The following is a 13,912-nucleotide window of genomic DNA, read 5'->3' as shown; positions in this document are numbered from 1 at the left end:
CAAGGGGGGAGATCGGATGTTGCGAAGGCTTTCGCCAACCTTCTGCGTCGCAAGAAGACTGCAGAGATCGAAGCTGCCAATCTCCCCCCTTGAGGGGGAGATGTCCGGCAGGACAGAGGGGGGTGAGCGCCGTCATTTCGGCAACAATCCTTACTTCCCCTTCCACACCGGCTCACGCTTCTCCGCAAAAGCCCGAAAACCCTCCATATTGTCCTCGGAGCCATAGAGCGCATCGACCGTCGGCAATTGCCGGCGGGTCACCTTGTTCATGGCGTCCTGGAAGGTCAGCGCCTCGGCCACGCGCGCCGTCTCCTTGATCGCGGCAAACACCAGCGGTGGGCCGCCTGCGAGCAGCCGGGCGATCTCCCAGACGCGATCTTCCAGCTTTTCCTTGGGCAGCACTTCGTTGACCAAGCCCCAGCGATGCGCTTCAGCGACATCCATCCAGCGGCCGGTGAGCAGAAGGTCCATGGCGACATGGTAGGGGATGCGCTTCGGCAGCTTGATCGTCGCCGCGTCGGCCAGCGTGCCGGCTCGGATCTCGGGCAGCGCGAAGGAGGAATGATCGGAGGCGTAGATGAGGTCGCAGGACAGCGCCAGCTCGAAGCCGCCGCCGACCGCCATGCCGTTGACACACGCGATGATCGGCTTGTTGAGGTCGCGCAGCTCCTGCAGGCCGGCAAAGCCGCCGACGCCATAGTCGCCGTCGACCGCATCGCCGCCGGCAGCTGCTTTGAGGTCCCAGCCCGCGCAGAAGAACTTGTCGCCAGCGGTCTTGACGATGGCGACGCGCAATTCCGGATCGTCTCGGAACGCCTTGAAGGTCTCGCCCATCAGCCGCGAGGTCTTCAGGTCGATGGCGTTGGCCTTGGGCCGGTCGAGGGTGACTTCGAGGATGGTGCCCTCGCGGCGGGTCGAAATGACGTCAGACATTCTTGTTCTCTCCCAGCACCAGCAGCGCGTCGGCGATCCAGGCGCCCTTGCCCTCTGCACAGACGATCAGCGGGTTGATGTCCAGTTCTTCGATCTCACCGGCATTCTGCTGCACGAAGGCGGCAATGCCAGAGATAGCATCGATGGCAGCCGCGACATCGGCCTTCGGCCGGCCGCGATAGCCTTCGAGCAGCGGGAACAGTTTCAGGCCGCGCAGCGCCGCCTCGATATCGTCGCGGGTCGCCGGCAGCATCAGCGTGACGCTGTCGCGCAACAGCTCGACCAGCACGCCACCAGTGCCGAGCGTCATCACCGCGCCGAACATCGGATCGCGGGTGAAGCCGACGATGAGTTCGGCAACACCGTCGCGCACCATGCGCTCGACATAGAGCCCGGTGCCGAGCGGCAACAGGTCATGCGCTGCGGTGCTGACGGATTCGGCATCCCTGAGATTGAGCCTGACAGCGCCAACTTCGGATTTGTGGGTGACGCCGAGCGCCTTCAACGCGACGGGAAAGCCGAGCGCCATGGACGAAATCACCGCTTCGACGGCATTGGCGGCGCGCTCGCCCTTCGGCACCGGCAGGCCGGCTTTGATCAGCCGTGACTTCGCCTCGGCTTCGTCGGGCGTGACGTGGTCCCCGCCAGAGGCGCCGGAGGCCGACGTGTCGATCGGCTGCGCCTGCGGTTCAGCCCAAGCCCAGCCGATGAAGGCTGCTGCGCCGGCTGCATCCATCGCTTCCGAAATGCCGAACAACGGCACCATGCCGCGCGCCATCAGTTCGGCGGTGTATTCCTCCGGCAGGTTCTCCGGCAGCGAGGAGACGATCGCACCATGCGCCTTGTTGGTCTTGAGCGCCGATTCGAAAGCGCGCAACGTCGCCCACCAGTCGGTGACCGAGCAGCGGTCGGGTCGCGGAAAATCGAGCACCAGCATGTTGAGGTCGAAACCGCCCGACACCATGGCGGTGAAGGTGGCGGTCATCGCCGGCTCGTTGTTCCAGATGAAGGTGTGATAGTCCAAGGGATTGGCGACCGCGACCAGCGGCCCGAGCGTCGATTTGACATGGGCGCGATGGCTGTCGGTCAGCACAGGGAAATTGACCCAGCGGCCTTCGGCGCTGTCGGCCATGACGGAGGCCTCGCCGCCGGAGCAGCTCATCGACGACAGCCTATAGCCGGGCAAAGGTCCGGTGATGTGCAGCAGCTTCAGCGCCTCGATGAAGGCGGGGATTGAATCGACACGCGCAATGCCGAGCCGCCGCAGGAACGCACCCGAGGCCGCGTCCGAGCCGGCGAGCGACGCGGTATGCGAGACAGTCGCTTGCCTGGCCTGTTCGGAACGGCCGACCTTCATGGCGATGATCGGCTTCTTCAGCTCGCGGGCTCGTGCCGCCAGCCGTTCGAAGCCGGCTACCGAATCGAAGGCCTCGATGTGCAGGCCGAGCGACGTGACGCGCTCATCCTCGATCAGGCCGAGCGCCATTTCGGATAGGCCGGTCTGCGCCTGGTTGCCGGCGGTCATCAGGAAGGCGATCGGCAGCCCGCGCTTCTGCATGGTCATGTTGATGGCGATGTTGGAGGACTGGGTGATGATGGCGACGCCCTTGCCGCCCTCGGCCAGTCTTATGCCGCCATGCTGGTCGGGCCACAGCAGCGCGCCGTCGGCATAATTGATCAGGCCGTAGCAATTCGGCCCGATGATCGGCATCTGGCCGGCCGCCGCGACCAGCTCGGCCTGCAGCCGCTCGCCATCATCGTCATAGGCCTCGGTTTCGAGGAAGCCGGCGGCAAAGCAGACGGCGCCGCCGGCGCCGCGTTCGGCCAGCGCCTTGATCACCTCGATGGTCAAATGCCGGTTGACGCCGACAAAGGCAGCATCCGGCGCGCCGGGCAGGTCAGCCACCGAACGATAGGCCTTGCGACCGGCAACCTCGTCCTTGGTCGGATGCACCGGCCAGATCTCGCCGGCAAAACCCATCTTGATCGATTGCGCGACGACGGCTGCAGCCTGCGCACCGCCGAAGACGGCGATCGATTTAGGCCGCAGGAGACGCTCCAGTTTATGCATATGTTATGCCCCGAACGGGCGCAGCAGCGCCCTTGAAATGATGTGGCGCTGGATCTCGGATGTGCCTTCCCAGATGCGCTCGACGCGCGCGTCGCGCCAGATGCGCTCCAGCGGCAGATCGTCCATCAGCCCCATGCCGCCATGGATCTGGATCGCTTCATCGGCGACGTATGCGAGCATTTCGGTGGCTTTCAGCTTGGCCATGGCCATGTCCTGGTCGGTGACGGTGCCCTGATCGTACTTCCAGCCGGCTTCGAACACCATCAGGTCGGCGGCCTTCAATTCGGTCGCCATGTCGGCAAGCTTGAACGATACGCCCTGGAACTTGCCGATCTGCTGGCCGAACTGCTGGCGTTGCGCGGCGTATTCGACGGCATGGCCAAGCGCACGCTCGGCGCGGCCGAGGCAGGTGGCGCCGACCTGCAGCCGGGTGGCGCCGAGCCAGGAATTGGCGACGTCGAACCCCTTATGGACTTCGCCTAACACTTGGGCTCCGGGTAGCCGGCAATCGTCGAATTCGAGGATGGCGTTGGTGTAGCCGCGATGCGAGACGTTGCGGTAGCCGTCGCGCACCGTAAAGCCCTTGGTGCCCTTGTCGACGAAGAAGGCGGTGATCTTCTTGCGTTTTCCGCGCGGCGAATCCTCTTCGCCGGAAGCCATGAACACGATGGCGAAGTCGGCGAGGTCGGCGTGGGAGATAAAATGCTTGGTGCCGTTCAGCACCCAGTCGTCACCGTCCTGCACGGCGGTTGCCTTCATGCCACGCAAATCGGAGCCGGCGCCCGGCTCGGTCATCGCCAGGCAGTCCCATTTCTCACCACGGATGCAGGGGAACAGATATTTCTCGCGTTGCTCGGGCGTGCCGGCCAGGAGGATGTTGGAGGGGCGCGCCACGCAGGTCCAGTGCAGCGCGTAATTGGCGCGGCCGAGTTCCTTCTCGTAGAGCAGCCAGGTCACCGTATCGAGGCCCGCTCCGCCGACATCTGCCGGCATGTTGGCGGCATAGAGCCCGGCCTCGATCGCCTTTACCTTGATCTCTTCGATCAGGTCGCGGCGCAGCACGCCGGTGCGCTCGACCTCGCGCTCATGCGGGTAAAGCTCGTTCTCGACGAACGCGCGCGTCGTCTCGACGATGAGCTTCTGTTCCTCCGACAGCCCGAAATCCATGCTCTCAGCCTTTCTTCTTGCCGGTCTTTTTCTTCGGCTTTTCGGCTTTCTTGACCGGTTTCAAGGCTTTGGCCTTCTCGGCCGCCTTGGAGGCCATGGGCTTCTTCGCCGCCAGCTTGGCCAGCTGCCTGGTATAGTCCTTATGCAGCGCGCCGGCGCCCCAGCCCTTGCCTTTGTTTTGTTTCGACAGCGCATCCATGATGGCGACCAGATTGTCGTCGCGGATCTTTTCCAGTTCGCGGATCGACAGCCCATGCGCCTGTTCGTCCGACTGCGTGGCGATCAGGTCGACCAGTTCGTCGTTGAACTCAGGCACGTCCATCAGCTTGGTCCATGGCCATTTCAGGCACGGCCCGAACTGCGCCATGAAGTGGCGCATGCCGGCCTCGCCGCCGGCGACGCGATAGACCTGGAACATGCCCATCTGCGCCCAGCGCAGGCCGAAGCCGTAGCGCATGATGTCGTCGAGTTCCTCGACCGTGCAGATGCCGTCCTTGATCAGCCACAGCGCCTCGCGCCATGCCGCTTCGAGCAGGCGGTCACCGACGAAGGCCTCGATCTCCTTGCGGATGACGACAGGCTTCATGCCGATCGAGGCATACATCTCCTTGGCGACCTCGATCGCCTCGGGAAAGGTCTGCTCGCCACCGACGATCTCCACCAGCGGCAGGAGATAGACCGGGTTGAACGGATGGCCGACGACCAGCCGCTCCGGATGCTTCTTCATCGCCACCTGCATGTCGGTCGGCTTGATACCGGAAGTCGAGGAGCCGACAATCGCGTTGGCCGGCGCGTGAGCGTCGATCTCGGCCAGCACGCGGTGTTTCAGGTCGAGCCGCTCCGGCACGCTCTCCTGGATGAAATCGGCATCGGCGACCGCTTCGGCGATGGTCTTGGCGAAGGTCAGCTTGCCCTCTTTCGGCAGGCCGCCGGGCACCATCTGCTTGTAGGCGCGGCGCGCGCCCTTCATCACTTCGCCGACCTTGCGCGACGCCTCGGGATCGGGATCGAAGATCGACACGTCGATGCCGTTGAGCAGCAGGCGCGCCACCCAGCCGGCGCCGATCACACCGCCACCGATGGCGGCTGCCTTGTTGATGATGCTCATGCTGAAGCTCCGGTTCTTGTCGCGGCGGTTGCGGGATCGATGAGGGGCACGCGCTCGCCGGCTCGGATCACCGAGGGATCGTAGGCCTTGCGGGCAAAGACTTCGAGCACGAAGGGCCGGAAGAATTCCATCGACAGCGTGTCATAGTCGGGGTCGAAGCTGGGCTGGTCCCAGCGTTCGCAAAACTGGTCGCAATCGTCGAAATAAGCATGGCCGGCAAAGCGGTCGCGGGCGTGGCGGTTGCCGCCGAGATGATGGGCATAATAGAGCCGCTGGAAGTCGCCATGCTTTTCCACCACCCAAGTGCATTGCTCGCGCACGAAAGGTTTCAGGATCGAAGCGGCATATTCGTCGTGATTGTAAGGCGCATAGATGTCGCCGATGTCGTGCAGCAGCGCGCAAGCGATCCAGTCGGTGTCTGCGCCGTCGCGCCAGGCACGTGTCGCTGCCTGCAGCGAATGGCCGAGCCGGGTGATCTTGTAGCCGGAAAGACCCGCGTCGAGCTGCACCAGCGCGTCGAGCAGCCGCTCGCCGGTCCTGGCCGCATAGTCGATTTCATGCGCGGTCAGGAACTCGTAGTCGTCCCGGTCGCCATCCTTCATCGCGGTGAATTTTACGGTAGTCATGCCGACCCTCCCGACGAATAATTTATGCCGCGATCGGCGCCCGCTTGGTGAGGTTGAGCTTCTGCCGTACCTCTTCCGGTCCAAGGATTCTGGCGCCGAGATTGGTGACGATGCTGGCGGCGCGCTCGACCAGCTGTGCGTTGGTGGCCAGCACGCCCTTGTCGAGCCACAGATTGTCCTCCAGCCCGACGCGGACATTGCCGCCGGCCAGCACCGCCGCCGCGGCATAGGCCATCTGATTGCGGCCGATGGCGAAGGCCGACCAGTTCCAGGTCGACGGCACATTGTTGACCATGGCCATGAAGGTGTTGAGGTCGTCAGGCGCACCCCACGGCACGCCCATGCAAAGCTGCACCAGCGCATCCGGGTTGAGCACCTTTTCCTCGACCAACTGCTTGGCGAACCACAGATGGCCGGTGTCGAAAGCCTCGATCTCCGGCTTGACGCCGAGCGCCGTCATCATGCCGCCCATGGCGCGCAGCATGCCGGGCGTGTTGGTCATGACATAGTCGGCCTCGGCGAAATTCATGGTGCCGCAGTCGAGCGTGCAGATTTCCGGCAGGCATTGGCGCACATGTTCCATGCGGTTGGTGGCACCGCCCATGTCGGTGCCTTTTTCGTTGAGCGGCAGCGGCGCTTCCGGCGATCCGAACACCATGTCGCCGCCCATGCCGGCGGTCAGGTTCAGGATGACGTCGACTTCTGCCGCGCGGATGCGCTCGGTCACTTCGCGGTAGAGATGCACGTCGCGCCTCGGCCTACCGGTCTCGGGATCGCGCACATGGCAATGCACGATGGCGGCGCCCGCCTTGGCCGCATCGATGGCGGAATCCGCGATCTGCTTGGGCGAGCGCGGCACATGCGGGCTGCGGTCCTGCGACCCGCCGGACCCGGTCACGGCACAGGTAATGAAGACCTCACGGTTCATCGCAAGCGGCATGGAACTCTCCTCCGAAAGAAATAGACCTCAACAATGCCCGACTTGCCGGAAACTGTTTTGCGTTTTACGAAGCTTCCATGACGAAAAGCGAAAAACCAACGATCTTTCGCGCCGAGCGCTCGCCGCTCAAGGTGACGCTGCTGGTATTTTCCGGTTCGTCGATCATGTGCGTCGCATCCGCCGTCGATCCACTGCGCGCGGCCAACCGCATCTCCGGCGAGACCCTGTTCGATTTCAAGCTGGTCTCGGTGACCGGCGAGGCTCCAGTCACCACTTGCGGCCTGCCGGTGGCGGTCGGCGGCCGCTTCGATGCGGGCGAGTCGACCGACGTTCTTGTCGTCGTCGCCGGCTTCGGCACCCAGAACTATGCGACATCGGCTCTGTTATCCGGCCTGCGCCGGGCCGCACGGACAGCACGCGCTTGCGGCGGTGTCGAAGCCGGCACCTGGCTGGTGGCGCGCGCCGGCCTGCTGGAAGGACGCAGCGCCACCACCCACTGGGAGGACATGGAGGACTTTTCCTCGGCATTCCCCGGCGTCGATGTCCGCCCTGACCGCTATGTCATCGACGGGCCGGTGTTCACCTCGGGCGGCGCGTCGCCGACCTTCGACCTGATGCTGCATCTCATCCGCACGAGGCTCGGCATGGCCGTCGCGCTCGATGTCGCCAGCGTCTTCATCTACGACCAGGCGCGCGCCGCCACCGACGCACAGCCGCTGGTCTCGCTCGGCCGGCTCGATGGCTACGATCCGCGGCTGGCGCAAGCGATCCGGCTGATGGAAGCGCATGTCGACCAGCCGCTGACCATTGAAGCGGTGGCCAAGCGCGCCGGCGTGACGGCACGGACGCTGGAGAGCATCTTTCGCAAATCGATCGGCGAGACACCGGGCGCCTATTATCTCAGGCTGCGCCTGGGCGCCGCGCGCCGGCTGGTGGTCGATACAAGGATCGCCATGGCCGATATTGCCGGGCGGACCGGATTCTCATCCGCCGCGGCGTTTTCAAGAGCGTTTTCAAGGGCTTTCGGCGAAGCGCCGGTCAGGCTGCGCCGGGGCTGACTATGATAGAATCAGGCAGCGTTCTGACGGTCGCTGCCGCCGTCGATCTGCGAGCGCATTTGCTTGGCAAGATGGGTCTCGAAACGGCTGGCCACAGCGCGATCCCATTCGTTCGAGCGGCGCGTGCCGTCCTTCGGATGCGGCATTGCCATCAGCCGGTCGATGATCGATCCAGCCTCGCCAGGTGAGAGCAGGGCGTCGATTTCACGTTCGTTCTGCATATCGGTTCGCCTCCTTCTTCCTCTCCCGCCACGAGCCACTCTTATACGAGATTCGTGACGGCAGTTTGAAGGCAAGAGCGAGGTCATTGAAGGGCGTCGAAGGGCAAAACCATGTCGCTGGACCGGGCCATGCGCAAAGCTGTTCCTGCGCCCAGGCAGGTCAGGTCAACGAGAAATCTATTGTTGGATTGCGCAATTCCCAAGGCAAAGCGCTGTACGCTTTTCCCGGGGAAACCGTTACCCACTTTTCCTGGAATTGCTCAAAGCCGCTTTTCGAACAGCACCGTGGTGAAGCCACTGTCCCATTCGTCATCGGGATAGCGGCTTTTCTCGATATAGCCGACCGCTTTGTAGAGTGCTTGTGCGGGCAGGTTGAACGTGTCGGTCTCCAGCCGCGCCTGCGCCAATCCGGCCGCACTGACCGCCTGTTCGGCATGGGAAAGCAGCTTGCGGCCGACACCTTGGCCTTGACGGGATGCCATCACGTGCAGGGTCTCGATGAAATCCGCGCGCCAATGGATCAAGCCGGCGACCTCGCCATCGATCTCGGCAACGGCGAATTCAGGCCAGCTCTGGTCGACATAGCGCCCGCCAATATCCGTCTCGACATAGCGTTGCGCGGCTGCTTCGGTGATGTTCGGCAGCCAGGTGCCTTCGAAGGTTTCCTGCAGCACCTGCTTCAGCGCCGGAATATCGCTCGCCTGCGCCGGGCGCACGATGATTCGATCCTCTGCCATTTCCGTCTCCTGCCAATGCATGTCGCCCAAAGTGCACAGCGATTTGGGACGACGACATGCCGCCGCACGGGTCCTCTTTCGGTGACACGTGTAGCGTCCTGGTCTCACGCAGGCTGCCGAAGATCTGTGCGATCCTCGGCAGCTTGTCGCGAAGTGGGCTGACTAGCAGATGGCGATGGCGGCGGCTTTCAGCCAGTGGCGCCGGATGTCGGTCCAAAGATGAAGCGGCGCTCGCCCTACACGTAGCGGTTGACGATGTTTTCCAGCAGTTCCTGGCGGCCGGACCTCGGCTGCGGCTCGATCTTCTTCTTGACGACACGCTCGGCGATATCCTCAAGCGTGCGCTTGCCGGCAAGCATCGCCTTGCCCTCGGCCGTGTTCCAGCCGGCATAGCGTTCGGCCAGCGGCGCCGACAGTGCCTTGTCCTCGACCATGCGCGCCGCAGCTTTCAGGCCGCGAGCGCAAGAGTCCATGCCGCCGATATGGCCGATCAGCAGGTCCTGCGGATCGAGCGACTGGCGGCGCAGCTTGGCGTCGAAATTGGTGCCGCCGGTCTTGAAGCCGCCAGCCTGCAGGACTTGGTAGTAGGCCAGTGCCATTTCCGGTACGTTGTTGGGGAACTGGTCGGTGTCCCAGCCCGACTGGTAGTCGTTGCGATTCATATCGATCGAACCGAAAATGCCGAGCGCATTGGCCAGAGCCAGTTCGTGCTCGAAGGAATGGCCGGCCAGGATGGCGTGGCCCTGCTCGATATTGACCTTGACCTCCTTCTCCAGCCCGAAGCGCTTGAGGAAGCCGTAGACCGTGGCGACATCGTAATCGTACTGATGCTTGGTTGGCTCCTGCGGCTTCGGCTCGATCAGGATCGTGCCCTTGAAGCCGATCTTGTGCTTGTAGTCGACGACCATGCTGAGGAACCGGCCGGCCTGTTCCTGCTCGCGCGCAAGGTCGGTGTTGAGCAGGGTCTCATAGCCTTCGCGCCCGCCCCACAGCACGTAGTTTTCGCCCTTCAGCCGCTTGGTGACGTCGATACAGCTTTTTACCGTCGCCGCCGCGTAGGCAAAGACATCCGGATCGGGATTGGTGGCCGCGCCCGACATGAAGCGGCGGTTGGAGAACAGATTGGCGGTGCCCCAAAGCAGCTTGACGCCGGTCTGCTTCATCTTGCCCGCGAAGTAGTCGGCGATCTCATCGAGGCGCGCCGCACTCTCGGAAAAATCCTTGCCTTCCGGCCGTACATCGGCGTCGTGGAAGCAGAAGTAGGGCGCGCCGAGCAACGAGAACATCTCGAAGGCGACGTCTGCTTTCAGTTTTGCCAGCTCCATCGTGTCGACGCCGCCGGCCTTGGGAAACCACGGCCGGTCGAAAGTCTGGCCGCCGAACGGATCGCCACCCGGCCAGGCAAAGGAGTGCCAGTAGGCTACGGCGAAGCGCAGATGATCTTCCAGCCGCTTGCCGGCGACGACCTCATCGGGATTGTAGAACCTATAGGCCAGCGGATTGGTCGAATCCGGCCCTTCATATTTGATCTTCTGGATGTCGCCGAAAAATCCACTGCTCATGATTTCTGTCCTCTCACAAAGTTCTGACGCCATTACCTCAGGCGTAATTGGTTTCACGCCGGCGCTGGTTGAAAAGGGTCATGTCAAAGCCACCAAACGAAGGAGACAGACCATGACCGACCTCACCAAGATCGCTGAAAACTACATCACCGCCTGGAACGAAAGCGATGCCGGCCGCCGGGCCGAATTGCTCAAGGCGACCTTCACGGAAGACGTCAGCTACCGCGATCCGCTCATGCAGGGTGATGGCCATGAAGGCGTCGCGGCTCTGATCGACGGCGTGCAGCAGCGCTTTGCCGGTTTCCGGTTCTCGCTGAAGGGTACGCCGGACGGTTTTGCCGACAAGATCCGCTTCTCGTGGAATCTCGGACCTGAGGGGACGCCTTCGGTGATCGAAGGTACCGACATCGGAATCATCGAGAACGGCCGCCTCAAGAGCGTCACCGGTTTTCTCGACAAGGTGCCGGCGCAGTGAGCCGGACAGCCGCGGCGTGGGCGAAAGACCGCTCACGCCGTGGCGACCCTGATTGCCGGGTACAGCGCCCGGTAGCGCTGATAGGCATCGGCATAGGCGCCGCCGAGCGCCGCATCCGGTTCGATAGTTGCGTCCGTCTTCGGGGCCGTACAGATTTCGAGCGGATCGGCACCCGTCGCCGCGATCAGGCCGAGCCGCGCAGCACCAAAGGCGGCGCCGAAATCGCCGTCGGCGGGAATGTCGACAGGCAGTTGAAGCGCGGTGGCAATCGCCTTCAACCAGTAACGCGAGCGCGAGCCGCCGCCGATCGCCGTCACCCGCGTCAAGTTCGTGCCGGCCTTGGCCAGCGCTTCGAGGCTGTCGCGGAAGGCAAAGGCTACACCCTCCAGCACGGCCTGGGTCAGCACGGCACGGCTCGATTGATGCGCCAGCCCGGTGAACGCGCCGCGAATGGCGGAATCATTGTAGGGCGTGCGCTCACCCGAGAGGTATGGCAGGAAGGACACGCCGCTCGGCGCCTTCAATGTGTCGCCGAGCTCAGTGGTCAACTCGCCGGCGCTCTTCCCGGTGATTTCCGACAGCCAGTTGAGCGAATCGGTTGCCGACAGGATGACCCCCATCTGGTGCCAGGTGTTCGGAAGCGCGTGGCAGAAGGTGTGAACCGCGCTAGCCGGGTTGGGCAGGTAGGAAGCGTTGGCGGCAAACAGCACACCCGACGTGCCGAGCGAAACAAAAGCGTGGCCGGCGCCAACCGTGCCCATGCCGCAGGCCGAGGCCGCGTTGTCGCCGGCGCCACCGGCGATCGGAATGCCGGCCTGGACGCCCCACTTCGATGCCAATTCGCTGCGCAATGCGCCTGCCTTTTGCGTACCCTCGACCAGCGACGGCATCTGCTTTTCATCGAGCGATGTCGCCGCGAGCAAATCCGCACTCCAGCGCCGCTTGCCGACATCGAGCCAGGACGTGCCGGCAGAATCCGACATTTCCGAAATGTGCTCGCCCGAAAGCCAGAGCCGCAGGAAATCCTTGGGCAGCAGCACTTTTGCGACCTTGGCGAAGACAGCGGGCTCGTTGTTCTTCACCCAGGCCAGTTTCGGCGCGGTGAAACCGGGAAAGACGATGTTGCCGGTCAGGGCGCGGAAACGCGGATCGGCATCGAGGACGGCGGCCTCGGCATGGCTGCGCGTGTCGTTCCACAGGATGCAGGGGCGCAGCACCTTGTCGGCGGCGTCAAGCAGCGTGGCGCCATGCATCTGGCCGGACAGGCCAATGCCCTTGACTGCCGCGAGTTCATGCGGATGGGAGGATTTGAGCTCGGCGATTGCGTCTTCGCAGGCCCGGATCCAGTGCTCGGGATTCTGTTCCGACCAGCCGGGGTGCGGCCGTGAAACATCAAGCGAACCATGGCCGGAACCGATGACGGTTTGCCCGGCATCGATCAGCAGCGCCTTGACGCCCGACGTCCCGAGATCGAGGCCCAGATACATGTCTTCCTCCCACGCCAGTTAATTTTTTCGGGTCTCGAAAAAATCTGGCTTGGCCAGTTTCTAAAACAAGATCCGCTTCGGGTCAATTCTCCGACAAATCGGCGGCGCGTCGCACAAACAGCGCTGACAGCGGACTGTCGGGCCGCGCCATCGAACGCTCCGCCGTGAGCGCCTTGGCCAGCGCACCCTCACCGGCGCGCAAGGCCGCCTCGATCAGCGTCAGGTCGATGACGTCGCGCTGGGCGTGGCTGCCACCGAAACGATGTGCGATCGCCCGGATCGGCCGGATCAGGCGCGCGGTCTCGGCGTAGCTGCCCTCACCGAATGCCTTGATGGCGAGCGTCAGCGGATGGCCGACATCCCGCGTGAAAGCCGCATTGTCGTCGCTGCCACGCATGGCCTCGCGCTGAGCCTCGAGCAAGGCGAGGGCCGGCGCATCTAACCCGGCACCCACGAAGGCCATCATCGCGTGGGCGTCGTTGAAGGCATAAAGGCCCGCTCCCGCCTTGCCCCAGTTGGCGGCGAGCGCCGCCCAGCGGTCGCCGACATCGACGCCGCCGAGGTGGAGCCGCCACAGGATTGCCGAGGCATCGACCATGTTGAGCGCCATCGTCGATTGCACGCTGTAGATAGGGCCGTCATAGAGGGCCCGCACCGCGTCGGTCTCGCCGAGATCATAGTGGAACAGCGCCAGGTGCCACCAATTGTGGACCTGCAGGAAGCTCTCCCGTGTCCACGCTTCCGGATTGGCGCGCATCCAGGCAATGCCATCCCTTTGCCGGCTTTGCATCTCCATGACATGGGCGACGGCGTGCTGCGCCCAGCCGTCGCGCGGCTCGATGTCGACTGCCTCGCGGCCAAGCTGCTCGGCCCTGACATAGTCACCCATTTCCTCCAGCCCGAAAGCCTGCATGCCGAGCATGGCGTGGTAGCCGGGCATGCCGCTTTGCCACGAAGGCAGGGCACGAGCGATGCGGTCGCGCAGCATGCGGGCATTGCCGGTGAAGAAATCGATCTGGTGGCCGACCTGCAGCGCCAGCCCGTCGCGCGGGGTCTCGATGGTGATGTCCTCGAGAACGCGGCTGGCCTCATGCCAGCGCCCGCTGGCGAGATGGCCAAGGGCCGAGACATGCGCCCGCTCGCGCGTGGTCGCGGCAAGCGGCAGTGCGGCCTCATGGCAAGCCTTGGCCACGGCCGTCGCCTCCCGCTCGGTGGCGAGGCCGAAGAGATATCCCTTGAAGACATGGGCCATGACGAAGCCGGGATCTTCCGCGATGGCCCGGTCGACGGAGGCTACGGGATCGCCGATGAAGCACTGCAGTTCACGCACTGCCTGGTTGTAAGGCGTGAATCCCGCCTCCGTCGCGCCTGAAAGTGCCAGGCCGAATGCGTCCCTGATTGCCATGCGATGTCCTTTATCGACCCGTGACAGGCCCTTGATCCTTCGGCCCAAACCGATCCTAAAGCATAGGCCACGGACACGCCAACCGTGCGCTACGCCAGACCTTTCAGTAGTCTTTGCAGTTT

13 protein-coding genes are annotated in these 13,912 nt (G+C 63.8%); 2 read left to right on the top strand and 11 right to left on the bottom strand.

Features of this window, described 5'->3' with window-relative positions; translation table 11 throughout:
* Positions 1 to 150 precede the first annotated feature (150 nt).
* From A9K65_RS02145 to A9K65_RS02120, 6 genes are read right to left on the bottom strand one after another with little or no spacing between them, the layout of a single operon-like run.
* Positions 151 to 933, bottom strand: coding sequence for a carnitinyl-CoA dehydratase (locus A9K65_RS02145; RefSeq protein ID WP_013528298.1), 783 nt, complete (start codon positions 931 to 933; stop codon positions 151 to 153).
* On the bottom strand, positions 926 to 3,004 hold the full coding sequence (locus A9K65_RS02140) for an acetate--CoA ligase family protein (RefSeq protein WP_013528297.1): 2,079 nt from the start codon (positions 3,002 to 3,004) through the stop codon (positions 926 to 928). Before A9K65_RS02140 ends, A9K65_RS02145 begins: the two co-directional genes overlap by 8 nt.
* A 3-nt stretch (positions 3,005 to 3,007) precedes the next feature.
* Entirely contained in the window at positions 3,008 to 4,171 is a 1,164-nt protein-coding gene (locus A9K65_RS02135; RefSeq protein ID WP_013528296.1) for an acyl-CoA dehydrogenase, read from the bottom strand.
* Positions 4,172 to 4,175: 4 nt separating this feature from the next.
* Positions 4,176 to 5,279, bottom strand: coding sequence for a carnitine 3-dehydrogenase (locus A9K65_RS02130; RefSeq protein WP_024501970.1), 1,104 nt, complete (start codon positions 5,277 to 5,279; stop codon positions 4,176 to 4,178).
* Complete coding sequence (locus A9K65_RS02125; RefSeq protein ID WP_063169799.1) at positions 5,276 to 5,905, bottom strand: HD domain-containing protein; 630 nt, start codon at positions 5,903 to 5,905, stop codon at positions 5,276 to 5,278. The genes A9K65_RS02130 and A9K65_RS02125 overlap by 4 nt, the downstream gene beginning before the upstream one ends.
* 22 nt (positions 5,906 to 5,927) lie before the next feature.
* A complete protein-coding gene (locus A9K65_RS02120; RefSeq protein ID WP_013528293.1) occupies positions 5,928 to 6,845 on the bottom strand; it encodes a 3-keto-5-aminohexanoate cleavage protein in 918 nt (305 codons plus the stop codon).
* A 77-nt stretch (positions 6,846 to 6,922) separates the two neighbouring features.
* On the opposite strand from A9K65_RS02120, the gene A9K65_RS02115 reads away from it, so the two are divergent.
* Positions 6,923 to 7,903 (top strand): GlxA family transcriptional regulator, encoded by a 981-nt coding sequence (locus A9K65_RS02115; protein WP_013528292.1) that lies wholly within the window; start codon positions 6,923 to 6,925, stop codon positions 7,901 to 7,903.
* An 11-nt stretch (positions 7,904 to 7,914) separates the two neighbouring features.
* On the opposite strand, the gene A9K65_RS02110 is transcribed toward A9K65_RS02115, so the two are convergent.
* The 3 genes from A9K65_RS02110 to xylA form a co-directional block, all read right to left on the bottom strand.
* Complete coding sequence (locus A9K65_RS02110) at positions 7,915 to 8,124, bottom strand: hypothetical protein (RefSeq protein ID WP_013528291.1); 210 nt, start codon at positions 8,122 to 8,124, stop codon at positions 7,915 to 7,917.
* 260 nt (positions 8,125 to 8,384) lie between these two features.
* The gene (locus A9K65_RS02105) at positions 8,385 to 8,861 is read right to left on the bottom strand and encodes an N-acetyltransferase (RefSeq protein WP_064993028.1); all 477 of its coding nucleotides are present in this window, start codon (positions 8,859 to 8,861) and stop codon (positions 8,385 to 8,387) included.
* Between the two features lie 236 nt (positions 8,862 to 9,097).
* Positions 9,098 to 10,423, bottom strand: a complete 1,326-nt coding sequence (xylA, locus tag A9K65_RS02100; protein ID WP_027161006.1) for a xylose isomerase — start codon at positions 10,421 to 10,423, stop codon at positions 9,098 to 9,100.
* Positions 10,424 to 10,535: 112 nt separating this feature from the next.
* Here xylA and A9K65_RS02095 point away from each other — a divergent pair, with 112 nt between their 5' ends.
* Positions 10,536 to 10,898 (top strand): nuclear transport factor 2 family protein, encoded by a 363-nt coding sequence (locus A9K65_RS02095; protein WP_063169801.1) that lies wholly within the window; start codon positions 10,536 to 10,538, stop codon positions 10,896 to 10,898.
* Positions 10,899 to 10,930: 32 nt separating this feature from the next.
* Here the strand turns inward: A9K65_RS02095 and xylB are convergent, their stop codons facing one another.
* On the bottom strand, positions 10,931 to 12,385 hold the full coding sequence (gene xylB, locus A9K65_RS02090) for a xylulokinase (RefSeq protein WP_064992873.1): 1,455 nt from the start codon (positions 12,383 to 12,385) through the stop codon (positions 10,931 to 10,933).
* 82 nt (positions 12,386 to 12,467) lie between these two features.
* Positions 12,468 to 13,790, bottom strand: coding sequence for a tetratricopeptide repeat protein (locus tag A9K65_RS02085; RefSeq protein ID WP_027161004.1), 1,323 nt, complete (start codon positions 13,788 to 13,790; stop codon positions 12,468 to 12,470).
* Positions 13,791 to 13,912: the final 122 nt, after the last annotated feature.

The sequence above is a fragment of the Mesorhizobium sp. WSM1497 genome (assembly GCF_001672455.2).
Taxonomy (GTDB): Bacteria; Pseudomonadota; Alphaproteobacteria; order Rhizobiales; family Rhizobiaceae; genus Mesorhizobium; species Mesorhizobium ciceri.
Note: the sequence above shows the minus strand (reverse complement) of the source record. Positions and strands in the feature narration are given on the sequence as shown.